This window comes from Ruegeria sp. BK1 (genome assembly GCF_056535645.1).
Genome location: NZ_JBQFIS010000001.1, coordinates 662,767 through 680,585, shown reverse-complemented (window position 1 = coordinate 680,585; position 17,819 = coordinate 662,767). Strand labels below are relative to the sequence as shown.

General features: G+C 60.2%; 16 protein-coding genes. 6 read left to right on the top strand and 10 right to left on the bottom strand.

The window, feature by feature from the left end:
• The first annotated feature begins 16 nt into the window (after positions 1–16).
• The 3 genes from ACR3E7_RS03380 (at position 17) to ACR3E7_RS03370 (ending at position 2,267) form a co-directional block, all read left to right on the top strand.
• Positions 17–661 (top strand): pyrimidine 5'-nucleotidase, encoded by a 645-nt coding sequence (locus ACR3E7_RS03380; protein ID WP_480503022.1) that lies wholly within the window; start codon positions 17–19, stop codon positions 659–661.
• 87 nt (positions 662–748) lie between these two features.
• Positions 749–997, top strand: a complete 249-nt coding sequence (locus ACR3E7_RS03375) for a hypothetical protein (RefSeq protein WP_170769419.1) — start codon at positions 749–751, stop codon at positions 995–997.
• A 73-nt stretch (positions 998–1,070) separates the two neighbouring features.
• Entirely contained in the window at positions 1,071–2,267 is a 1,197-nt protein-coding gene (locus tag ACR3E7_RS03370; RefSeq protein WP_480503023.1) for a UbiH/UbiF family hydroxylase, read from the top strand.
• A 7-nt stretch (positions 2,268–2,274) separates the two neighbouring features.
• On the opposite strand, the gene ACR3E7_RS03365 is transcribed toward ACR3E7_RS03370, so the two are convergent.
• Positions 2,275–3,402, bottom strand: coding sequence for an aminotransferase class V-fold PLP-dependent enzyme (locus ACR3E7_RS03365; RefSeq protein WP_170788475.1), 1,128 nt, complete (start codon positions 3,400–3,402; stop codon positions 2,275–2,277).
• A gap of 205 nt (positions 3,403–3,607) precedes the next feature.
• Between ACR3E7_RS03365 and ACR3E7_RS03360 the strand changes: the two genes are divergently transcribed.
• Complete coding sequence (locus ACR3E7_RS03360; RefSeq protein WP_170769416.1) at positions 3,608–4,309, top strand: GntR family transcriptional regulator; 702 nt, start codon at positions 3,608–3,610, stop codon at positions 4,307–4,309.
• Here the strand turns inward: ACR3E7_RS03360 and ACR3E7_RS03355 are convergent, their stop codons facing one another.
• Together ACR3E7_RS03355 and ACR3E7_RS03350 are read right to left on the bottom strand one after the other, a co-directional pair.
• A complete protein-coding gene (locus ACR3E7_RS03355; RefSeq protein ID WP_170769415.1) occupies positions 4,310–4,768 on the bottom strand; it encodes an Lrp/AsnC family transcriptional regulator in 459 nt (152 codons plus the stop codon). It abuts the gene before it with no gap.
• On the bottom strand, positions 4,765–5,220 hold the full coding sequence (locus ACR3E7_RS03350; protein ID WP_170769414.1) for an Lrp/AsnC family transcriptional regulator: 456 nt from the start codon (positions 5,218–5,220) through the stop codon (positions 4,765–4,767). The genes ACR3E7_RS03355 and ACR3E7_RS03350 overlap by 4 nt, the downstream gene beginning before the upstream one ends.
• Positions 5,221–5,353: 133 nt before the next feature.
• Here ACR3E7_RS03350 and ilvC point away from each other — a divergent pair, with 133 nt between their 5' ends.
• Complete coding sequence (gene ilvC, locus ACR3E7_RS03345) at positions 5,354–6,376, top strand: ketol-acid reductoisomerase (protein ID WP_170769413.1); 1,023 nt, start codon at positions 5,354–5,356, stop codon at positions 6,374–6,376.
• Positions 6,377–6,442: 66 nt separating this feature from the next.
• The gene (locus ACR3E7_RS03340) at positions 6,443–7,345 is read left to right on the top strand and encodes a DMT family transporter (RefSeq protein WP_170788474.1); all 903 of its coding nucleotides are present in this window, start codon (positions 6,443–6,445) and stop codon (positions 7,343–7,345) included.
• On the opposite strand, the gene glmM is transcribed toward ACR3E7_RS03340, so the two are convergent.
• The 7 genes from glmM to glyS all read right to left on the bottom strand — a co-directional run bounded on the left by glmM (position 7,342) and on the right by glyS (position 17,813).
• On the bottom strand, positions 7,342–8,685 hold the full coding sequence (gene glmM / locus ACR3E7_RS03335) for a phosphoglucosamine mutase (RefSeq protein WP_170788473.1): 1,344 nt from the start codon (positions 8,683–8,685) through the stop codon (positions 7,342–7,344). The genes ACR3E7_RS03340 and glmM overlap by 4 nt on opposite strands.
• Positions 8,686–8,720: 35 nt before the next feature.
• Positions 8,721–9,719 carry a dihydropteroate synthase gene (gene folP / locus ACR3E7_RS03330; RefSeq protein WP_170788472.1) on the bottom strand — a complete coding sequence of 333 codons (999 nt, stop codon included), beginning with the start codon at positions 9,717–9,719 and terminating at the stop codon, positions 8,721–8,723.
• Complete coding sequence (locus ACR3E7_RS03325; RefSeq protein ID WP_170769409.1) at positions 9,716–10,636, bottom strand: dihydroneopterin aldolase; 921 nt, start codon at positions 10,634–10,636, stop codon at positions 9,716–9,718. Before ACR3E7_RS03325 ends, folP begins: the two co-directional genes overlap by 4 nt.
• A gap of 101 nt (positions 10,637–10,737) precedes the next feature.
• Entirely contained in the window at positions 10,738–12,108 is a 1,371-nt protein-coding gene (locus tag ACR3E7_RS03320; RefSeq protein WP_480503025.1) for a multicopper oxidase family protein, read from the bottom strand.
• Positions 12,109–12,181: 73 nt separating this feature from the next.
• Entirely contained in the window at positions 12,182–12,823 is a 642-nt protein-coding gene (locus ACR3E7_RS03315; RefSeq protein ID WP_170769407.1) for a cell wall hydrolase, read from the bottom strand.
• Between the two features lie 187 nt (positions 12,824–13,010).
• A complete protein-coding gene (locus tag ACR3E7_RS03310) occupies positions 13,011–15,506 on the bottom strand; it encodes a putative PEP-binding protein (RefSeq protein WP_331252071.1) in 2,496 nt (831 codons plus the stop codon).
• Between the two features lie 108 nt (positions 15,507–15,614).
• Complete coding sequence (gene glyS / locus ACR3E7_RS03305; RefSeq protein WP_480503026.1) at positions 15,615–17,813, bottom strand: glycine--tRNA ligase subunit beta; 2,199 nt, start codon at positions 17,811–17,813, stop codon at positions 15,615–15,617.
• Positions 17,814–17,819 lie beyond the last annotated feature (6 nt).

The window sequence follows — 17,819 nt, the reverse complement described above, 5'->3', positions numbered from 1 at the left end:
AGCCTAAACCAAGCCCATGGTCAAACCCGCCTTTTCTCACGTCACCCAATGGGTGTTCGATCTGGATAACACCCTCTACCCGCCCCATATGCGCCTGTTCGATCAGATCGAGGTGCTGATGACCGACTACGTGGTGCAGGCCATCGGCGTCGACCGGGCCGAGGCGGATCGGCTGCGCGGCCATTACTGGCGCGAATACGGCACCACGCTGGCCGGTCTGATGGCCGAGCATGATCTGGACCCCGATCCCTATCTGCACGCGGTTCACCAGGTCGACATGAGCCATATGGACCCCGACGCGGAACTGGCCGACCACATCCGTTCTCTGCCCGGCCGCCGTATCGTCTATACCAATGGTAGCGCGCCCTATGCCGAGCGGGTTCTGGCGGCACGCGGTCTGAGCGGGCTGTTTGATGCGATCTATGGGATCGAACATGCGGGCTATCGACCAAAGCCCCAGAAAGCTGCGTTCGAGGCAATCTTTGCCAAGGACGGGATCGACGCCAAAAAAGCCGCCATGTTCGAAGATGACCCGCGCAATCTGGCCGCTCCGCATGCGATGGGAATGCGCACCGTCCACGTCGCGCCCGAGCCGCAAGAGGCCGATCACATCCATCATCACACCGACGACCTGACCGCGTTTCTGGCCCGCCTGCGATAGGCTGTCACACTGCGACCATCTGTGTATTTCGCGGGTGCAGCATCGCCCCTATATGCGCCTCAGCGACGAACAGAATCGGAGAAAACCATGAGCGCGATCGAGGTCCCTCGGCGCCTGCCCATCTGGCAGCGCCTGTTGTTTGCAATCCCCCTGTTTGGCTGGATGGCCAAGGACGTGGCCCAGAGCGACGGTGAGGATTGGGGTTATACGGCCCTGGCGATCTTCAGCATGTGGGGGTGTTCAATCTTGTTGTTCGGCCTGCCGGGCCTGTACATCCCCGCCGTGATGATGGTGCCGGTGATGTTCCTGATCCTCATCCTGATTTCACGCGGGTAAGGCACGGGACAGGATGTCACTTGGCACCCCGCACAGAACCGCACTAGGTTCTGCCCAAACGGAGGCCAAGCCCATGACAGATAGCTGTGACATCCTGATTTCAGGCGGTGGAATCGCCGGTTTGACCGCTGCGGCGGCTTTCGGAACAGCCGGGTTCGACGTGATCTGCGTCGACCCCACCCCTCCGGTGACGGAACGCGACGTGGACGGGTCCGACATGCGGACCACGGCCTTCCTGCAACCGGCGCACGGGCTTTTGGATCAATGCGGGCTGTGGGCGCGACTGGATGCCCATGCCGCCCCGCTGCAGATCATGCGCATCGTGGACGCGGGCGGAGATGTGCCCGAACCCCGCGTCGTGCGTGATTTCAACGCCGCCGATATCTCGGACCAGCCCTTCGGGTGGAACCTGCCCAACTGGCTGTTGCGGCGCGAGATGGTGGCGCGTTTGGCCGAACTGCCCAACGTGGATTTTCGCCCCGGCACCGGCACGGTCAGCCTGTTCACTCGCACCAATGAAGCGCGCGTGAGCCTGAGCGACGGCAGCCGTATCCGCTGCAAGCTGGTCGTGGCCGCAGACGGGCGCAATTCGCCCATGCGCGAGGCGGCGGGCATCCAGATCCACACCACGCGCTACGGCCAAAAGGCTCTGGCCTTTGCCGTCACGCATCCGATCCCGCACGAAAACGTCTCGACCGAAATACACCGTTCAGGCGGGCCGTTCACACTGGTTCCCCTGCCCGACTGGCAGGGTCAGCCTTCGTCGGCGATTGTGTGGATGGAGCGTGGGCCGCGTGCAGTTGAATTGCTGAACACTGAACCCGACGCGTTCGAGGCGCTGATGACCGAACGGTCCTGCGGGTTGTTCGGGCCGCTGAAACTGGCCTCGCGCCGGACGATCTGGCCGATCATCAGCCAATCGGCCGAGCGCCTGTCAGGCGAGCGTATCGCCCTGATGGCCGAGGCCGCCCATGTGGTTCCGCCCATCGGCGCACAGGGGCTGAACATGTCCTTGGGCGATCTGCGCAGCCTTCTAGACCTTGCGCAAGCCCGCCCCGAGGGGCTGGGCGACGCGCAGATGTTGGACACCTATCACAAGTCCCGCCACACCGAGATCGAGATGCGCGTGAAGGGAATCGACCTGCTGAACCGCGCCTCGATGATCGAGGCACGGCCGCTTCGCGACGCACGGGCGATGGGGCTGAATGCGCTCTATTCCTTGCCGCCGGTACGTAAAACGCTGATGCAGATGGGGCTGGGCGTGCGCTGACCCGCGCCTAGATCACCTGATCCAACACGCGCTTCAGACGTGCGATTGTGCCATCCACATCATAGAGCTTGTCCAACCCGAACAGACCCAAACGGAAAGTACTGAACCCCTCGGGCTCATCACATTGCAGAGGCACGCCCGCCGCAATCTGCATCCCCAAAGCCGCAAATTTCTTGCCGTTCTGCACTTCGGGGTCGCCCGTGTAGCTGACAACAACGCCCGGCGCGCCGAACCCATCAGCCGCGACCGAGACAACGCCCTTGTCCTTCAGCATCGCGCGGACGCCATTGCCCAACGCCCACTGCGCGTCGCGCAGTTTTTCAAATCCATAGTCTCGGGTTTCCGCCATCGTGTCCCGGAAATCCTTCAGCGAATCCGTCGGCATCGTCGCGTGATAGGCGTGACCACCGCCCTCATAGGCCTGCATGATCTGCCGCCACTTTTTCAGATCCACGGCGAAACTGTCCGACGTGGTTTCCTCAAGCCGCGCCTCGGCCCGTTCGGATAGCATCACCAGCCCTGCGCAAGGCGTTGCGCTCCACCCTTTCTGCGGGGCCGAGATCAGAACATCCACTCCCGTCGCCTTCATGTCGACCCAAGCACAGCCCGACGCGATACAATCCAGCACCATAAGCGCGCCGACCTCATGCGCCGCCGCAGCCATGGCGGTCACATAATCGTCCGGTAGAATAACCCCGGCCGACGTTTCCACATGCGGAGCAAAAACCACATCTGGGCGCTGATCGCGAATGGTCGCCACGACCTCGTCAATCGGTGCCGGCGCGAAAGGAGACGGGCTGGAATTGCCGGTTTGCCGCGCCTTGAGCACATTGGCCGAGGCCGTCAACCCGCCGGTCTCGATGATCTGGCTCCAGCGATACGAGAACCAACCGTTGCGCACGACCACCACGTTTGCGTTGCGGGCAAACTGCCGCGCCACAGCTTCCATGCCATAGGTGCCGCCACCGGGGATGACCGCCACGCCATAGGCATTGTAAACACCGCGCAACATGTCCGAGATGTCGCGCATGACCTGCTGAAACTGTGCGGACATGTGGTTCAGAGATCGGTCAGTGAACACCACCGAAAACTCCTCAAGCCCATTGGGATCAACAGTATCCAAGAGCGCTGGCATATTTTGTCCTTTCGATTTTCACGCGACCACCTGAGGGTCAGTCCCGGCTATTGACCCTACGGAAGATGGTAACTTCAACAAAAAAATTACTTTTTTCTCTTTCAATCGAGCACTAAATGACGCCAAACAGTGTCAGCCGCCCTTTACACCCTGACGTGTTTCTGACCAGATATGCACACTTTGAAGCAGAAAGGTATTTCTAATCGTGACGGCGCAAAAGCGGATCAGTTTTCAGGTTGTACGTGACGAAGTAAAGCGGCGTATCGAAACCCGTATCTGGCCACAGGGGTCGCTGCTACCAACGGAAACGCAATTGGCCGAGGAGTTCAATTGCGCGCGGGCGACGGTGAACCGGGCGCTGCGTGAATTGGCAGATCAGGGTTTTGTCGAACGCAAACGTAAAAGCGGCACACGCGTTAAAAAAGAGCCGAGCAAACATGCTAAGCTGGAGTTTTCGCTGGCGCGTCAGTCGGTTGAAAGCCAGAACTCAACCTATCGATACGCTCTTGTCGAACGGAATGTGGTCCCCAGCCCGGGTTGGTTGGCATCGCAGCTTAGCGTATCGCCTGATGTAAAGGTTCTGCACGTCATCTGTATGCACTACGCTGACAACCGGCCTTTTCAGCTTGAAGAACGCTGGATCAATATCGACGCCGTCCCCGAGGTCGAGCACGCCAATCTGAACGATCACGGCCCGCATGAATGGCTGCTGAACGCCGCCCCCTTTACCGAGGCCGAGGTGGCGTTCTGCGCGATTTCTGCTGATGGACGGCTGGCAGAGTTCATGGGCACGACGGCGGGGACCTCGATGATTCAGCTTGAGCGGACGACATGGAAAGATGGTCAACCCATGACATTTGCCCGGATGACGCACCATCCCGGCTATTGCATCAGAACCAAATACTGACTAGCCGATCGGCCCCGGCAAGCGTTCTTCACTGAGCAAAACATTGGCCTCGACATCGCCTGCACCGGGGAGGGTCATGATCCGACGGCGCAGCACCCGTTCGAAATCGGCCAGATCGCGCGCCACGACGCGCAGACGGTAGTCATATAGTCCCAGAACATGCTCGACCGTCTGAACCTCGGGGATGGCGCTGACGGCACGTTCGAAATCCTCCAGGCTGATCTGACCCTTGCGGGCCAGTTTGACGCCCAGAAACACCGTAACTCCAAACCCAAGCGCCTCGGCGTTCAGGCGCAGGCGCCGGCCTTTGATAACCCCTGCGTCTTCCAGACGACGGATGCGCCTCCATGTGGCGGGTTGGGACAGGCCCAGTTTGCGTCCCAGCGCCCCGGCGCTTTGGGATGCGTCCCGCACGAGCGCACGCAGAATTTTGCGGTCGATTTCATCCAACTCGTTCATACCGGTAGCACCACGTCGCTTTTGACCCGCGCGATATGCATCAACGCTTCGATATCCGCGATATGCGGCAAGGTGAGGATCTGATCGCGGTAGAGCTGCTGATAGTGCGACATGTCCCGCGCCAACACGGACAGGCGTACATCGACACGACCCAAAAAGGTCTGAATCTCGATCACTTCGGCCACGCTACGCGCGGCTGCGGTGAATTCGTCAAACGCACGGGGCTGGGTCTTGTCCAAAGTCACCCGCAACGAGACCTCGACAGCATAGCCTAAAGCCGACCAGTCTATGACGGCCTCCTGCCCCTCAATAATGCCAGCCTCCTGCATTTTTTCGATCCTGCGCCAGCACAGGCTTGTGCTGATGCGCGCGCGTTCCGCCAATTCTGCGGTCGAGAGGCTGGGATCGGCCTGAAAATGCCGCAGTAATCTGCGATCGACATCATCTAGCATGATTTTTTCACCAAGGAGTTAAAGCGAGAATAAATTCTCACGCCTGCCGGAATAATTCAAGTAAAACACCATCGCCTTCCCTGGCATGAGCCAGTAGAACCATCCTCAATCGAAAACAGAAAGGACCGGCGACATGCGCGTCTACTACGATCGCGATTGCGACATCAACCTGATCAAAGACAAGAAAGTGGCGATCCTGGGCTATGGCTCGCAAGGTCACGCCCACGCGCTGAACCTGCGCGACTCGGGTGCGAAGAACCTTGTTGTGGCGCTGCGCGAAGGCTCGGCCTCGGCCAAGAAAGCCGAAGCCGAAGGTCTGACCGTAATGGGTATCGCCGAAGCCGCCGCCTGGTGTGACCTGATCATGTTCACCATGCCCGATGAACTGCAGGCCGAAACCTACAAGAAATACGTGCATGACAACATCAAGCCCGGCGCGGCCATCGCGTTCGCCCATGGCCTGAACGTCCACTTTGGCCTGATTGAGCCGAAAGAAGGCGTCGACGTCATTATGATGGCCCCCAAAGGCCCCGGCCACACCGTGCGCGGCGAATACGTCAAAGGCGGTGGCGTGCCCTGTCTGGTGGCCGTCGACAAGGACGAAACCGGCAAGGCGCTGGAAATCGGTCTGTCCTATTGCTCCGCCATCGGTGGCGGTCGCTCGGGCATCATCGAGACCAACTTCCGCGAAGAATGCGAAACTGACCTGTTCGGTGAGCAGGCCGTTCTGTGCGGTGGTCTGGTCGAGCTGATCCGCTGCGGCTTTGAAACTCTGGTCGAAGCAGGTTACGCGCCTGAGATGGCCTATTTCGAGTGTCTGCACGAAGTGAAGCTGATCGTGGACCTGATCTATGAAGGCGGCATCGCGAACATGGACTACTCGATCTCGAACACGGCTGAGTACGGCCAGTACGTCACCGGCCCGCGTATTCTGAAATACGACGAGACCAAAGCGCGTATGAAAGAGGTTCTCAGCGACATTCAGCAGGGCAAGTTCGTCCGCGACTTCATGCTGGAGAACGCCGTTGGCCAGCCGACCATCAAAGCGTCGCGCCGCGCCAATGACGAGCATATGATCGAGGAAACCGGTGCAAAACTGCGCGCCATGATGCCCTGGATCTCGGCCGGTAAAATGGTCGACAAAGAAAAGAACTGATCCCCACGGGATCACGCGAAAGGGCGGCCTTCGGGTCGCCTTTTTTGTCCCAATCGGAGGCCGCGCATGGTCGATCAACCCACATCCCGCGACTGGAGCGGCGTCATCGCACTTGGCCTGATATGGGGCGGCACCTTCATGGTCGTGGCTATGGCGTTGGAAGGGTACGGCCCCGTCACGGTTGCAACCGCGCGGACCACTTTGGGGGCAGTCACTTTGTTGGCAATGATGGCTGTGACTGGTCGCAAATTGCCTGCGGGCGATGCCAAGCTGTGGTCCTTCATTGCCATCATCGGCCTGCTATCGACCGCGTTGCCCTTTCTGTTGCTGAGCTGGGGGCAGCAATATGTGCCTTCGGCCTTTGCGGGGCTGTCGATGGCAGCGATTCCACTAATGGTACTACCGCTGGCGCATTTCTTCTCGGACGAGCCGTTGAATCTACGCAGATTTCTGGGCGTATCGCTGGGTTTTTCCGGGGCATTGGTGCTGATCGGACCAGGTCTAACGCAGATCGGACAAGGCACGGAACCGCTGGCGCAACTGGCCTGTATCGGAGCGGCGCTCTGTTATTCCTGCGCATCGATCTTCACCCGACGTTGCCCACCGATTGATCCGGTCGCGTTGGCGGCATTGTCGCTGATGGTGGGGGCGGTTCTGTTGCTGCCCGTCATGCTGCTGACCGAGGGCATCCCGCAGTGGCAGGGCACGCGCCCCGGTCTGGCAATCATTGCGCTTGGCCTTCTACCCACTGCCTTCGCCACCCTATTGCGCGTGTCCATTATCCGTAGCGCGGGGTCGGTATTCCTGACGCTGGTTAACTATCAGGTGCCCATCTGGTCGATGGTCTTTGGCGCATGGATTCTGTCTGAGGCGTTGCCGCTGAGATTCTTCATCGCGCTGGCCATGATCCTGACCGGGCTGGCGATCAGCCAATGGTTCAGCCTACGCCGAATGCTGATTGGGCGTTAACCGGCGACAGCCTCGACCTCGGCGACGATGCCATCAACGACTTGGGTCAGCAGCGCATCGTCCTCGCATTCGACCATGACGCGGATCAGTGGCTCGGTCCCCGATTTGCGGATCAGCAAGCGCCCCTGCCCGTTCAGACGCGCCTCGGCATCAGCGATGGCCGCTTTGACGTTCGCAGTATCGAGCGGCGTTTGCCCTTCGCCGTAGCGCACATTCTTAAGTAATTGCGGGACCGTTTCGAATTGCACCGCAAGTTCCGAGGCTTTGCGACCCGAATGCACCATCTCGGCCAGAAAATGCAGCCCCGCCATCAACCCGTCACCAGTGGTGGCATAGTCACTCATGACGATATGGCCAGATTGTTCGCCGCCCAGATTGAACCCGCCTTCGCGCATCCGTTCGACGACATAGCGGTCTCCAACCGCCGTCCGTTCCAACCGCAACCCAAGCGCGTTCAAATGCCGTTCCAACCCCAGATTGGACATAACTGTCGCCACCAAAGCACCGCCTTTAAGGCGGTCAGCCTCGGCCCAGCTCCCGGCCAGCAGAGCCATCAACTGGTCGCCATCCGCAACCTGCCCGTGTTCATCGACCATAACGACCCGGTCCGCATCGCCATCCAGACAGATGCCTACATCGGCACCATGGGCCACAACCGTCTCAGCCGCGAGTTGAGGTTTGGTCGAGCCGCAATTCAAGTTGATGTTTTTACCGTTTGGCGTGACGCCAACCGGGATGACCTCGGCCCCCAACTCCCAAAGAACCTCGGGCGCGGTGCGGTGGGCGGCCCCGTTGGCGCAATCAACCACCACCTTCAATCCATCCAGCCGAAGATCGCGGGACAGCGAGGATTTGACTCGCTCACCATAACGGAACCGCGCATCGTCCACCCGGCGCGCGCGGCCAATATTTTGCGCTTGCGCGGGTTTGACACCCTCTTCGATCAGACGCTCGATCTCAATCTCAGCCTGATCCGACAGTTTGAACCCGTCCGGGCCAAAGAACTTGATGCCGTTATCCTCGGCCGGGTTGTGGCTGGCCGAGATCATCACGCCCAGATCCGCCCGCATCGATCGCGTCATCAATCCAACCGCAGGCGTCGGCACCGGCCCCAGCAACAACACGTTCATCCCGGTCGAGGTCAGCCCCGCTGTCAGCGCATTTTCCAGCATGTACCCGGACAGGCGCGTGTCCTTGCCAATAACCACGCGGTGCGCACCGGATTGATCGCGGCGGAAATACCGGCCTACGGCCGCTCCCATGCGCAGGGCCATCTCAGCCGTGATCGGATGGGTATTGGCAGTGCCCCGCACCCCGTCGGTTCCGAACAGCTTGCGCATTGGTCTCTCTCCGTCGTTTCTTGCCTGCGACCGGATTACCGGACGGCAGCCCACAGACGCAAGGCCTGAGCGGTCTCAGCCACGTCGTGAACCCGCAGGATCTGTACCCCTTGTGCCAGACCAGCCAGCCCAACCGCAATCGAACCGGGCGCGCGGGCGTCCTTGCGCGTCTCTTTGCCGATCTGCCCGATGAACCCCTTGCGCGACACACCCAATAGGATTGGGCATCCCAACCCGTGAAACAGGCTGAGATTGCGCAACAGAGTTGCGTTGTGGTCCACGGACTTGCCAAAACCGATACCCGGATCGACAATGATCTGGTTGCGGTTCAGACCAAGGGCCTCCAGATACTGCACCTGATCGTTCAAGAAGTCATACACGTCCAGCAGCACGTCATTATATCTGGGATCGTCCTGCATGTTGGTCGGGTCGCCCTGCATATGCATGACACAGACCGGTGCCCCAACTTCTGCGCAGAACGGGGCCAAGTCTGGATCGAAAGTAAAGCCCGAGACATCGTTGATCAGGCCAGCCCCCGCCTGCCACGCCGCCTTTGCGACGCTGGCTTTGCGCGTGTCGATCGAAATCAGCGCTTTGGTCCGCTCGCAGATCGCTTGGATCAGAGGCTTGGTCCGGGCGATCTCTTCGTCCTCTGGGACAAACGCGGCTCCGGGTCGGGTGGATTCGCCGCCGATATCCAGGATCGTCGCATCTTGCCCAACCATTTGCTCCGCCGCGTCCCGGGCAGTTTGCACCGAATTGTGCACCCCGCCGTCCGAGAAACTGTCCGGCGTTGCATTCAAGATGCCCATGATGTGCGGGCAGTTCATATCCAGCCCTGCAATGGGCGCGCGGGGACGCGAAAGGATGGCCAGAATCTCATCAGGCACGTCCTGCACTGCGACCACAGAGGCGTTTTCCGTCCGTCTCAAGCGTTCCACATGGGTAAACCACAGCGCCTGTCCGGCCAAAGTCACGGCCCCTTCAGGACGCCGAGCGCCGTTCTGAACCAAAGGTCTGTAGTAGGTGGTCACAGTTGCGCCTGATCCACAGAGACAGCGCGCAATGGTGTTTTAGGGTCGTCTGGCAGTGCGCCTCCAATGACCATCATCTCGCTGGCTTCAAATGTGGCCGCAAACCAGGCCGCCAGCGCCACCGCGTCCGACGGCGCGGCCGAGGGACCATCAACCGCATCCAGCACGATCTTGGACGGGGCCCAAACGCAAATCTGCCCGTTCTTCATCGCCCAATCCAGCTCGGTCCGGGTCGAGACAACAACGCAGCGGTGATCCCGCGCGGCCAGAACCCAAGCATTTTGTTCGATCGCCAAAAGGTCGATCCGACGCTGGGTCATCGCATGACCCGTCTGGGGAACAGCCAAGTCTGCACTTCCAACGCACAGGATAAGCGGGCGTTGCCGGTTCTCAAGCTGGTCGATCCAACCGGTTAGATTGCCCGAGGCAATCGCCTCGTTCGACAGGAAGACAAGACGTGGATGGGGACGTTCTTCCTCGACCACGTCGTGGTGCACAGCATCCTTGCCACGCACAATCTCGACCCCCAGTGCGCCAGGCCCGCGATCCAGTTTTTCAATTCGAACAAAAGCTTTTACAGCCTGCGGTTCAAGCAAAATACGCTCGGCAACACGCTCTGCCAATGTTTCCAGCAGGTTCAACCGCTCGGCAGCCAGTTCAAAGGCAATCGCCTCGGTCACGCGGTCATAGGACAGGATGCGGTCAACATCGTCATCAATCGCATCGGTCAAAGGCCGCACCTCGACCACAATGTTGAAGCAGATGCGCTGGGTGGTCCCACGTTCGGCCTGAAAGGCACCGATCTCGACCTCAACAATGTGATCCCTCAGCGAGATTCGATCCAAAGGCTCTCCGGCGGCCATCGCTTCGGACCGTTCCGAAGGGTGCGCAAAGGCGAGGCGGATTTCAGAACTCATAAGACGGACCTTCTCGGGCATTGGGACTGATCTGCCCAAATTAGACATTGCGGGCGCGTATAGCACCGCAACAAACGCCTTTCCAGTCGTCGAATGCGTCGTCAGGTGACGCGAAACCAGCTCATCATCCCCGATGCGGCATGGCCCAACATGTGACAATGCAACAGCCAACTGCCCGGATTATCCGCAACCAGAGCGACCTGTCGGGTTTGCCCCCGCCCCAGCAGGACGGTGTCGCGCCACGGACCAAGGCTGCCGTCCGACAAGATGATACGGAAATGATGGCCATGCATGTGCATCGCATGGGGAAACGCCGTCTGGTTGGCAAACTCGATCTGGTGGGTTTCCCCCAGTCGGGTGTCCAGAAACGGGTCCTTGGGGCGTTCAGCATATCCGTTCAACGCCCAAAACCGCCCAAGTTGGGCCAGTTCCTGCCCCGTCAGCTCGGTTTCGCCCAGCTTGGCCGAGCTGAGCCAACGCATCGCGCCGCCCTGCATCTCCATCCGATGCAGTGGTGCACTATCCGTGGATATCACCGGCAGAGGATTGGGCGGCAGCGCCGCGATGCCGGATCGCACCGCTCTGCCCGCACCCGACACGTCAAAGCGGACCAGGCCGAAACCACCGTCACGCTCAAAGCTGACAAGGCTGGCGGTTTCTGAGGCCAAGGCGCGCACGTCAACGATCATGTCTGCCCGTTGCGCCGGCCCCAGCGGGAAGGTGTCGGTAATCTCCAGCGGGGTCTCCAACGGCATCCCGTCCAGCGCCACGATCCAGCCGGTCAGCCCATCTATACCCAGATCGAATATCCGAGCATTCGAGGCGTTGATCAGACGCAGGCGCAGCCGCTCGGCCGCACCCACCTGATACGAGGGATCCAACTGACCATTTACGGTAATGATATTACCCAGCCGCCCGGCATGGCTGAGGTCATGTCCATTGTCGAAATCATCCGTTATCTGCCCGGTTTCCGGGTCCAGCCGCCAGTCATCCAGCATCAACGTCAGATCCCGATCGACGTCTGGCGCGTCAGGCTCTTCGACGATCAGCGGGCCATAAAGGCCACGGGCCACCTGTTCAACCGTGCGATTGTGTGAGTGATACCAATAGGTTCCGGCATCAGGGACAGCAAAGTCATAGTCGAACGCGCCCCCGGACTCGATGACATCCTGCGTCAGCCCCGGCACACCGTCCATCGCATTGTCAATTCGAATGCCGTGCCAATGCACTGACGTGGCCTGAGGCAGAGCATTCGACACCCTGCGCTGCACGCGCCCGCCTTGCGGTACGCGGATTTCTGTACCCGGTACGGTTCCGCCAAAGCCCCAAACCGGTGTTTTCGGGAATTCCACCGGCGCAATCTGTTGCGCCGCTTCGCGCGCCACTAGTTCTGGAAACGCAGCCAAGCCCACTTTTGGAAAGGCAGATAGGGCAGCAGACGCGCCCAGGAATTGTCGACGGTTAAACAGCATTATGAGCCTCCTGGCCCATAACATAGATCATCCAACGCCCCGCGCCATCAGGGTTCCAGCGCGGGTGCGTCAGTTAGTTGCTAGCCGTCCGATAATTGTGGCGATAGAAAATATGCACACCAATCCGAGCCGTTTCCTTGTAGACCCGCGCCCAGGACGGTTTCACCGCCTTGGTATGATAATGGGTCGCCCCTTCGGTCAGCGCATCGCTCAGGCCGTCAATCGCGGCACGGGCTACTTTGGACACCCGCTCATAGGCTTTTTTCTCTCGGATCACTTCCTTGCGGCCATCACAAGTATAAGTGAACTGGCACTGGTATTTCTTGCCGGTCCCTTGCTTGATTACCCCACACAGCGTGTCCGGAAAGCGGCTGCTGTCTACACGGTTCATGATGACCTCAGCCACGGCAAATTGACCGCGCACGCTTTCCCCACGCGCTTCGAAGTAAAGCGCCTCGGCCAGGCATTTGAAGTGCTCATCCCCGGTTGCGGCGGGCTGGTCATCCAGCCAGTCCTTGGAGTAGGATATTTTCTGCTGTTCAAGCACCTTTCGGGGCTTGAACAAATTCAAGTATTCGCGGAAGTTTTGACCGGGCAGTTCAGTCCGAGTCACAAGTTCACGCTTGGCAGTATCAGTGGTTTCCCTCTCAGCGACGGAAACACTTGGCAGCACGGTTGCCGCCAATGTGGCAGCAGCCAGTATGTATCGTAGCATTCAGATAACCTCGCACAGGCACATTCGGCGCCATACCCTCCCCCGGCGGGCGCGACGAGGCTCATACCGAATTGAATCGGAAACGTCCAGTTTTCTAAAAAAAGCAAGTGGAAAATCGCCGTAACGTCAAAAATATATGACGACGGTGAGATTTGTTTCCAACTAATCCTAGCGGACTGTGCCGCTGTCAACCCCCAAGTCTGGACGAAATCGCCAGTTGAGCGGCAGCCAGCCGAGCGACCGGGACCCGGAAGGGTGAACAGGAGACATAGTCGAATCCAAGCGCACGGCAGATGGCGATTGATTCGGGGTTTCCGCCATGTTCACCACAGACCGATAGGGTCACGTCCGGTTTAACTTGCCGCCCCCTCTCAGCGCCCAGTTTCAGCAGTTCTCCCACGCCATCCGAATCCAACACGTGGAATGGGTCTTCGGCGAATACACCCTGCTGGACATAGGCCGACATAAAGCGCCCGGCATCGTCGCGCGACAGGCCGTAAGTCATCTGGGTCAGGTCGTTGGTACCGAAGCTCAGAAACGCAGTCTGCGGCGCAATCTCATCGGCGCGCAGACAGGCACGCGGGGTTTCGACCATGACACCCAGCCGATATTCAAACTCTTGCCCGCGCTCAGCCGCGACCGAGGCGGCAACCGTGTCGATGCGCGATTTGACGAGCTCGACCTCGCGCTTGGCCGAAACCAGAGGGATCATCACCTCGGGCACAACTGGTGCGCCGTTCTTGCTGGCCTCAAGCGTCGCCTCAAAGATGGCGCGGGCCTGCATGTCGTAAATCTCAGGCACGGTCACGCCCAGACGGACGCCGCGCAAACCCAACATGGGGTTATATTCGGTCATTGCGTCCACCCGGCGCTCAACGTCCGAGACCGGCAGATCCAGCGCTTCGGCCAGCTCACGCTGACCGCTGCGAGTGGTGGGCAGGAACTCATGCAATGGTGGGTCGAACAGGCGGATACAGACGGGTTGGCCTTCCATAATGCGGAACAGTTCGACAAAGTCTTCGCGCTGCATCGGCAAAAGGCGTTCCAGCACCGCCGCGCGACCCGAAGAGGTTTGCGCGAAGATCATCTCGCGCATCACGATCAGACGACCGGGATCAAAGAACATGTGTTCGGTCCGGCACAGTCCTATACCCTGCGCCATAAAGTTGCGTGCAGTCTGTGCATCGGCAGGTGTGTCGGCATTGGCGCGGATGGCAATGTCACGCTCCGCGTCAGCCCAGCCCATAAGCGTTTGAAAACAATCGTCCAGAGCAGCTTCAAGCATTGCGGGCTGCCCTGCCAGAACCTGGCCCGAACTACCGTCGATTGTCAGAACATCCCCGGTTTTGAACATCCGACCATCCGGTGCGGTCAGCAGCTTCTTCTTGGTCTGGAATCGCATCTCGGACGCGCCGACTATGCAGGGCAGACCCAGACCACGGCCAATCACCGCCGCGTGGCTGGTCATCCCGCCCTTCTCGGTTAACACGGCAACAGCTGCGTGCATCCCGCGCACATCCTCCGGTGCGGTTTCGCGGCGGACCAGAATACAGGGTTCACCCCGTGCGGCGCTGGCCTGTGCCTCGGCGGCTGTGAACACGATCTTGCCAGTAGCAGCACCCGGACTGGCGGCAATCCCGGTGGTCAGGACGTCGCGCTGCGCGTCTGGGTGAACCTGACGGTGCAACAACTCGTTCAGCGAATGCGGATCGACTCGCATCACGGCCTCTTGCGGCGGTATGATGCCGTCTTCGGCCAGACGCACGGCAATCCGGACCGCCGCCCGAGCGCTGCGTTGCACCCGCACACCGTCCAGAATATGGACATGACCGTTTTCGATCACGAACTCGACCTGCATCTCCTCGCGTAGCTTGGCTCGCATCTGCGCGGCATGTGCCTTCAGGTCAGCAAACGCGTCAGGCGCAACCTCTTCGAGAGATTTCCCGCGCGGGTCCTTTTCAAGATAGAGCGCGGCCACCCCTTCCCCCAGCGCATCGCGGCCCTGGCTCTGGCTCAGATAGCGACCGGTGATCTGCGGCATTCCTGTTGTCGGATCAATAAGTTGCAACACGCCCGACCCGCATTCTCCCTGACCGACGCCGGGTATCATCTCTTGAATCACAAGGCCCAGCCCGGCATCCGCGGGCGCACCTTTTGCCTGCCGCAGCAACCGCGCCGAAGTGCCATCCCACGCCCGCGCCATCGAGCGCAAAACCGCAACCAATTGCTCGCCCCGGTCCTGCGGAAAGCTTTCATCCGTCTCGTCTTCGTAGGCGCGCAGGGATTGTTGCAGACCTTCGCGCCCGTCCGCGTCGATCTCGTCAAACACATCCGCGTCCAGACGTGCCACGTGGATCGCGTAGCTTTGGACAAAACGCAGGTACAAAGCTGCCGCAGCCTCGACGCCCATCGAATCCGACAGGTCCACATAGCGCGCGTCGTTCATCCCGATATTCAGAATTGCGCCGGGACCACCCCAATCGGGGTCTTCAGAGCTGGGACGGACACACAACAGATCCGTCTGCGCGAACTGCTCCAGAATAGCGTCGATATCAGGAACTTGGCCCTGCGCAATGTTCTGCACCGCATCAAAAGACAGAGCCACGGTGCGCGGAACCGGCATATCCAGACGCACAAGCCGTTGCAGGCACTTCGCACGCCCCCCGTGCGACGAAGCGGTCACGGGTGCTGTGGGCGTAATTAATGTAGTATGCGGGTTATTCTGCACTGCGGCACCTATTGTTTGCCCGCAGCATAAGCCGCTGCACCAATGGCGCAAGGGCGATCTGGATCAGCCCTCGATCTTGCTGAGGTCCGCGACGCGCGCGCAGACCTGCCGGATCTGGCTGAGCAGGTTCAGGCGGTTGCGCCGCAGGATGTCATTGTCGGTATTGACCTGAACATCCTCGAAGAAGGCATCCACCGGACCGCGCAGTGCGGCCATAGCGGTCATGGCTGCGGGGAAATCCTCGGCCTTCTGCGCGGCTTCGATCTTACCTTGCGCGTTATCCAGCGCCGCAAACAGCGCCTTTTCGCTGTCGGTCTCGGCGAATTTCACATCCGCACCGTAGGAATACTCGACGCCGTCCTTTTCCTCGGCCTGTGTGAGGATGTTGTTGGCGCGTTTGAAGCCCTGAACAAGGTTCTCGCCATCCTCGGTCGCGATCACCGCGTTCAGAGCACGAGCGCGTTTGACCAACAGGTTGAGGTCATCATTGCCGTCCATCGCGATACAGGCGTCGATGATGTCGTGGCGGATGCCCTCGTCTCGCAGGAACACCTTGAGGCGGTCGTGAAAGAAGGACAGCAGGTCCGCCGGAGCATTGCTGACAATCGCTGTCGCGGCTTCGACCTGATGAGCCAGCCCATGAACCTCCTGCGCGGCAGCCTCAGCATCCTCGGCCTTAGCTTGTTTCGCCTTGGCCCCCAGCAGGGCTGCCTGCCATTCGGGCAGTTTCAGCAGGCTTCCCAATGCCGACGTGAAGGTATCATTCAATGACAGGCGCAGATCGTTGGTCAGGATCAACCGGATCACCCCAAGCGCCGCACGGCGCAGCGCAAACGGGTCTTTCGAGCCCGTCGGCTTTTCGTCAATCGCCCAGAACCCCGTCAGCGTGTCCAGCTTGTCGGCCAGCGCCACCGCCACGGAAACCGGCGCGGTCGGCACATCATCCGACGGGCCAAGCGGCGAGTAATGCTCCTGACTGGCCTGCCCCACCTCGGCTGGCAATCCGGCAGCCTGAGCGTAGTAGCGGCCCATCAAGCCCTGCAATTCGGGAAATTCGAACACCATCTCGGATGACAGATCGGCCTTACACGCCTGTGCGGCCATCATCGCCAGTGCGGGCGTCGCACCCGTTGCCCCGGCCAGTTCATGCGCCAGCGCGGCGATGCGCAGAACCCGCTCGCCCTGCGAGCCCAGTTCGGCATGGAACGTCACCGCATTCAGTTTCTCGACCCAAGGTTCGAACCCGTCGGACTTGACGATGCGCAGGTCATTTTCCCAGAAGAATTTTGCATCCGCCAGTCGGGCCGACAGCACCTTTTGGTTCCCTGCCAGAATAGTCGCGCCATTGTCGGCAGTCTCGCGGTTGGCGACGGTTATGAACTTTTCAATCCGACCGGTCTTGGGGTTCTTCACCGAAAAGAACTTCTGATGCTCTTTCATCGAGGTCTGCAGAACCTCAGGGGGCAGGTCCAGAAATTCGTCATCGATCTTACCCATCAGAACCACCGGCCATTCGACCAGACCGGCAACCTCAGCCAGCAGGCCCTTGTCATCGACCACTTCCAAACCGGCGGCAAAGGCCATGTTTTGCGCGTCGTTCCAGATATGCTCGGCCCGGTCCGCAGGGTTCAGGTCCACAAAGGCGCGTTTAAGTTTGGCGGCATAGTCTTCGAAAGACGTGACCGAGAACCGATCCGGAGCCATGAAACGGTGCCCCCCCGTGGTATCCCCGGATTTGATCCCATCAACCTCAAGCGGCACGACCTGCGCGCCCGCCTCATCCGACAGAATGCACAGGATCGAATGCAAAGGGCGCACCCAGCGCAGCGGGCCGCTGCCCCAGCGCATCGACTTGGGCCATGGGAAATTGCGGATGGTGGCCTCAAGCACTTCGGCCACGATCTCGGCTGCCGGGCGACCGGCTTTTTCGATGGTGGCGAAATAAACCGCGCCCTTGGGGGTGTCGCGTTCTTCCAGCTGATCACGGGTCAGACCCGCACCGCGCAGGAAGCCTTCGATGGCTTTGTCCGGGGCGGCGACCTTTGGGCCCTTGCGTTCTTCGCGGATGGTTGGGCTTTCCGCCAGCAGCCCCTCAACCGCCAGAGTCAGGCGGCGCGGCGTGGTCAGCGCTGCGGCCCCGGCATAGGTCAGACCGGCCTCGACCAGACCATCGGTAATCCGCTTTTTCAGATCCTCACCGGCACGGGCTTGCATCCGTGCGGGGATTTCCTCGGAAAACAGTTCGATCAGCAGGTCGGGCATGGTCGG

Coding starts and splice junctions, on each gene's coding strand:
- ACR3E7_RS03315 (WP_170769407.1), bottom strand. CDS start 12,823: ATGCTACGATACATACTGGCTGCTGCCACATTGGCGGCAACCGTGCTG.
- glyS (WP_480503026.1), bottom strand. CDS start 17,813: ATGCCCGACCTGCTGATCGAACTGTTTTCCGAGGAAATCCCCGCACGG.
- ACR3E7_RS03350 (WP_170769414.1), bottom strand. CDS start 5,220: ATGCTAGATGATGTCGATCGCAGATTACTGCGGCATTTTCAGGCCGAT.
- ACR3E7_RS03340 (WP_170788474.1), top strand. CDS start 6,443: ATGGTCGATCAACCCACATCCCGCGACTGGAGCGGCGTCATCGCACTT.
- ACR3E7_RS03365 (WP_170788475.1), bottom strand. CDS start 3,402: ATGCCAGCGCTCTTGGATACTGTTGATCCCAATGGGCTTGAGGAGTTT.
- ACR3E7_RS03370 (WP_480503023.1), top strand. CDS start 1,071: ATGACAGATAGCTGTGACATCCTGATTTCAGGCGGTGGAATCGCCGGT.
- ACR3E7_RS03325 (WP_170769409.1), bottom strand. CDS start 10,636: ATGAGTTCTGAAATCCGCCTCGCCTTTGCGCACCCTTCGGAACGGTCC.
- ACR3E7_RS03320 (WP_480503025.1), bottom strand. CDS start 12,108: ATGCTGTTTAACCGTCGACAATTCCTGGGCGCGTCTGCTGCCCTATCT.
- ACR3E7_RS03375 (WP_170769419.1), top strand. CDS start 749: ATGAGCGCGATCGAGGTCCCTCGGCGCCTGCCCATCTGGCAGCGCCTG.
- glmM (WP_170788473.1), bottom strand. CDS start 8,685: ATGCGCAAGCTGTTCGGAACCGACGGGGTGCGGGGCACTGCCAATACC.
- ACR3E7_RS03355 (WP_170769415.1), bottom strand. CDS start 4,768: ATGAACGAGTTGGATGAAATCGACCGCAAAATTCTGCGTGCGCTCGTG.
- ilvC (WP_170769413.1), top strand. CDS start 5,354: ATGCGCGTCTACTACGATCGCGATTGCGACATCAACCTGATCAAAGAC.
- ACR3E7_RS03380 (WP_480503022.1), top strand. CDS start 17: ATGGTCAAACCCGCCTTTTCTCACGTCACCCAATGGGTGTTCGATCTG.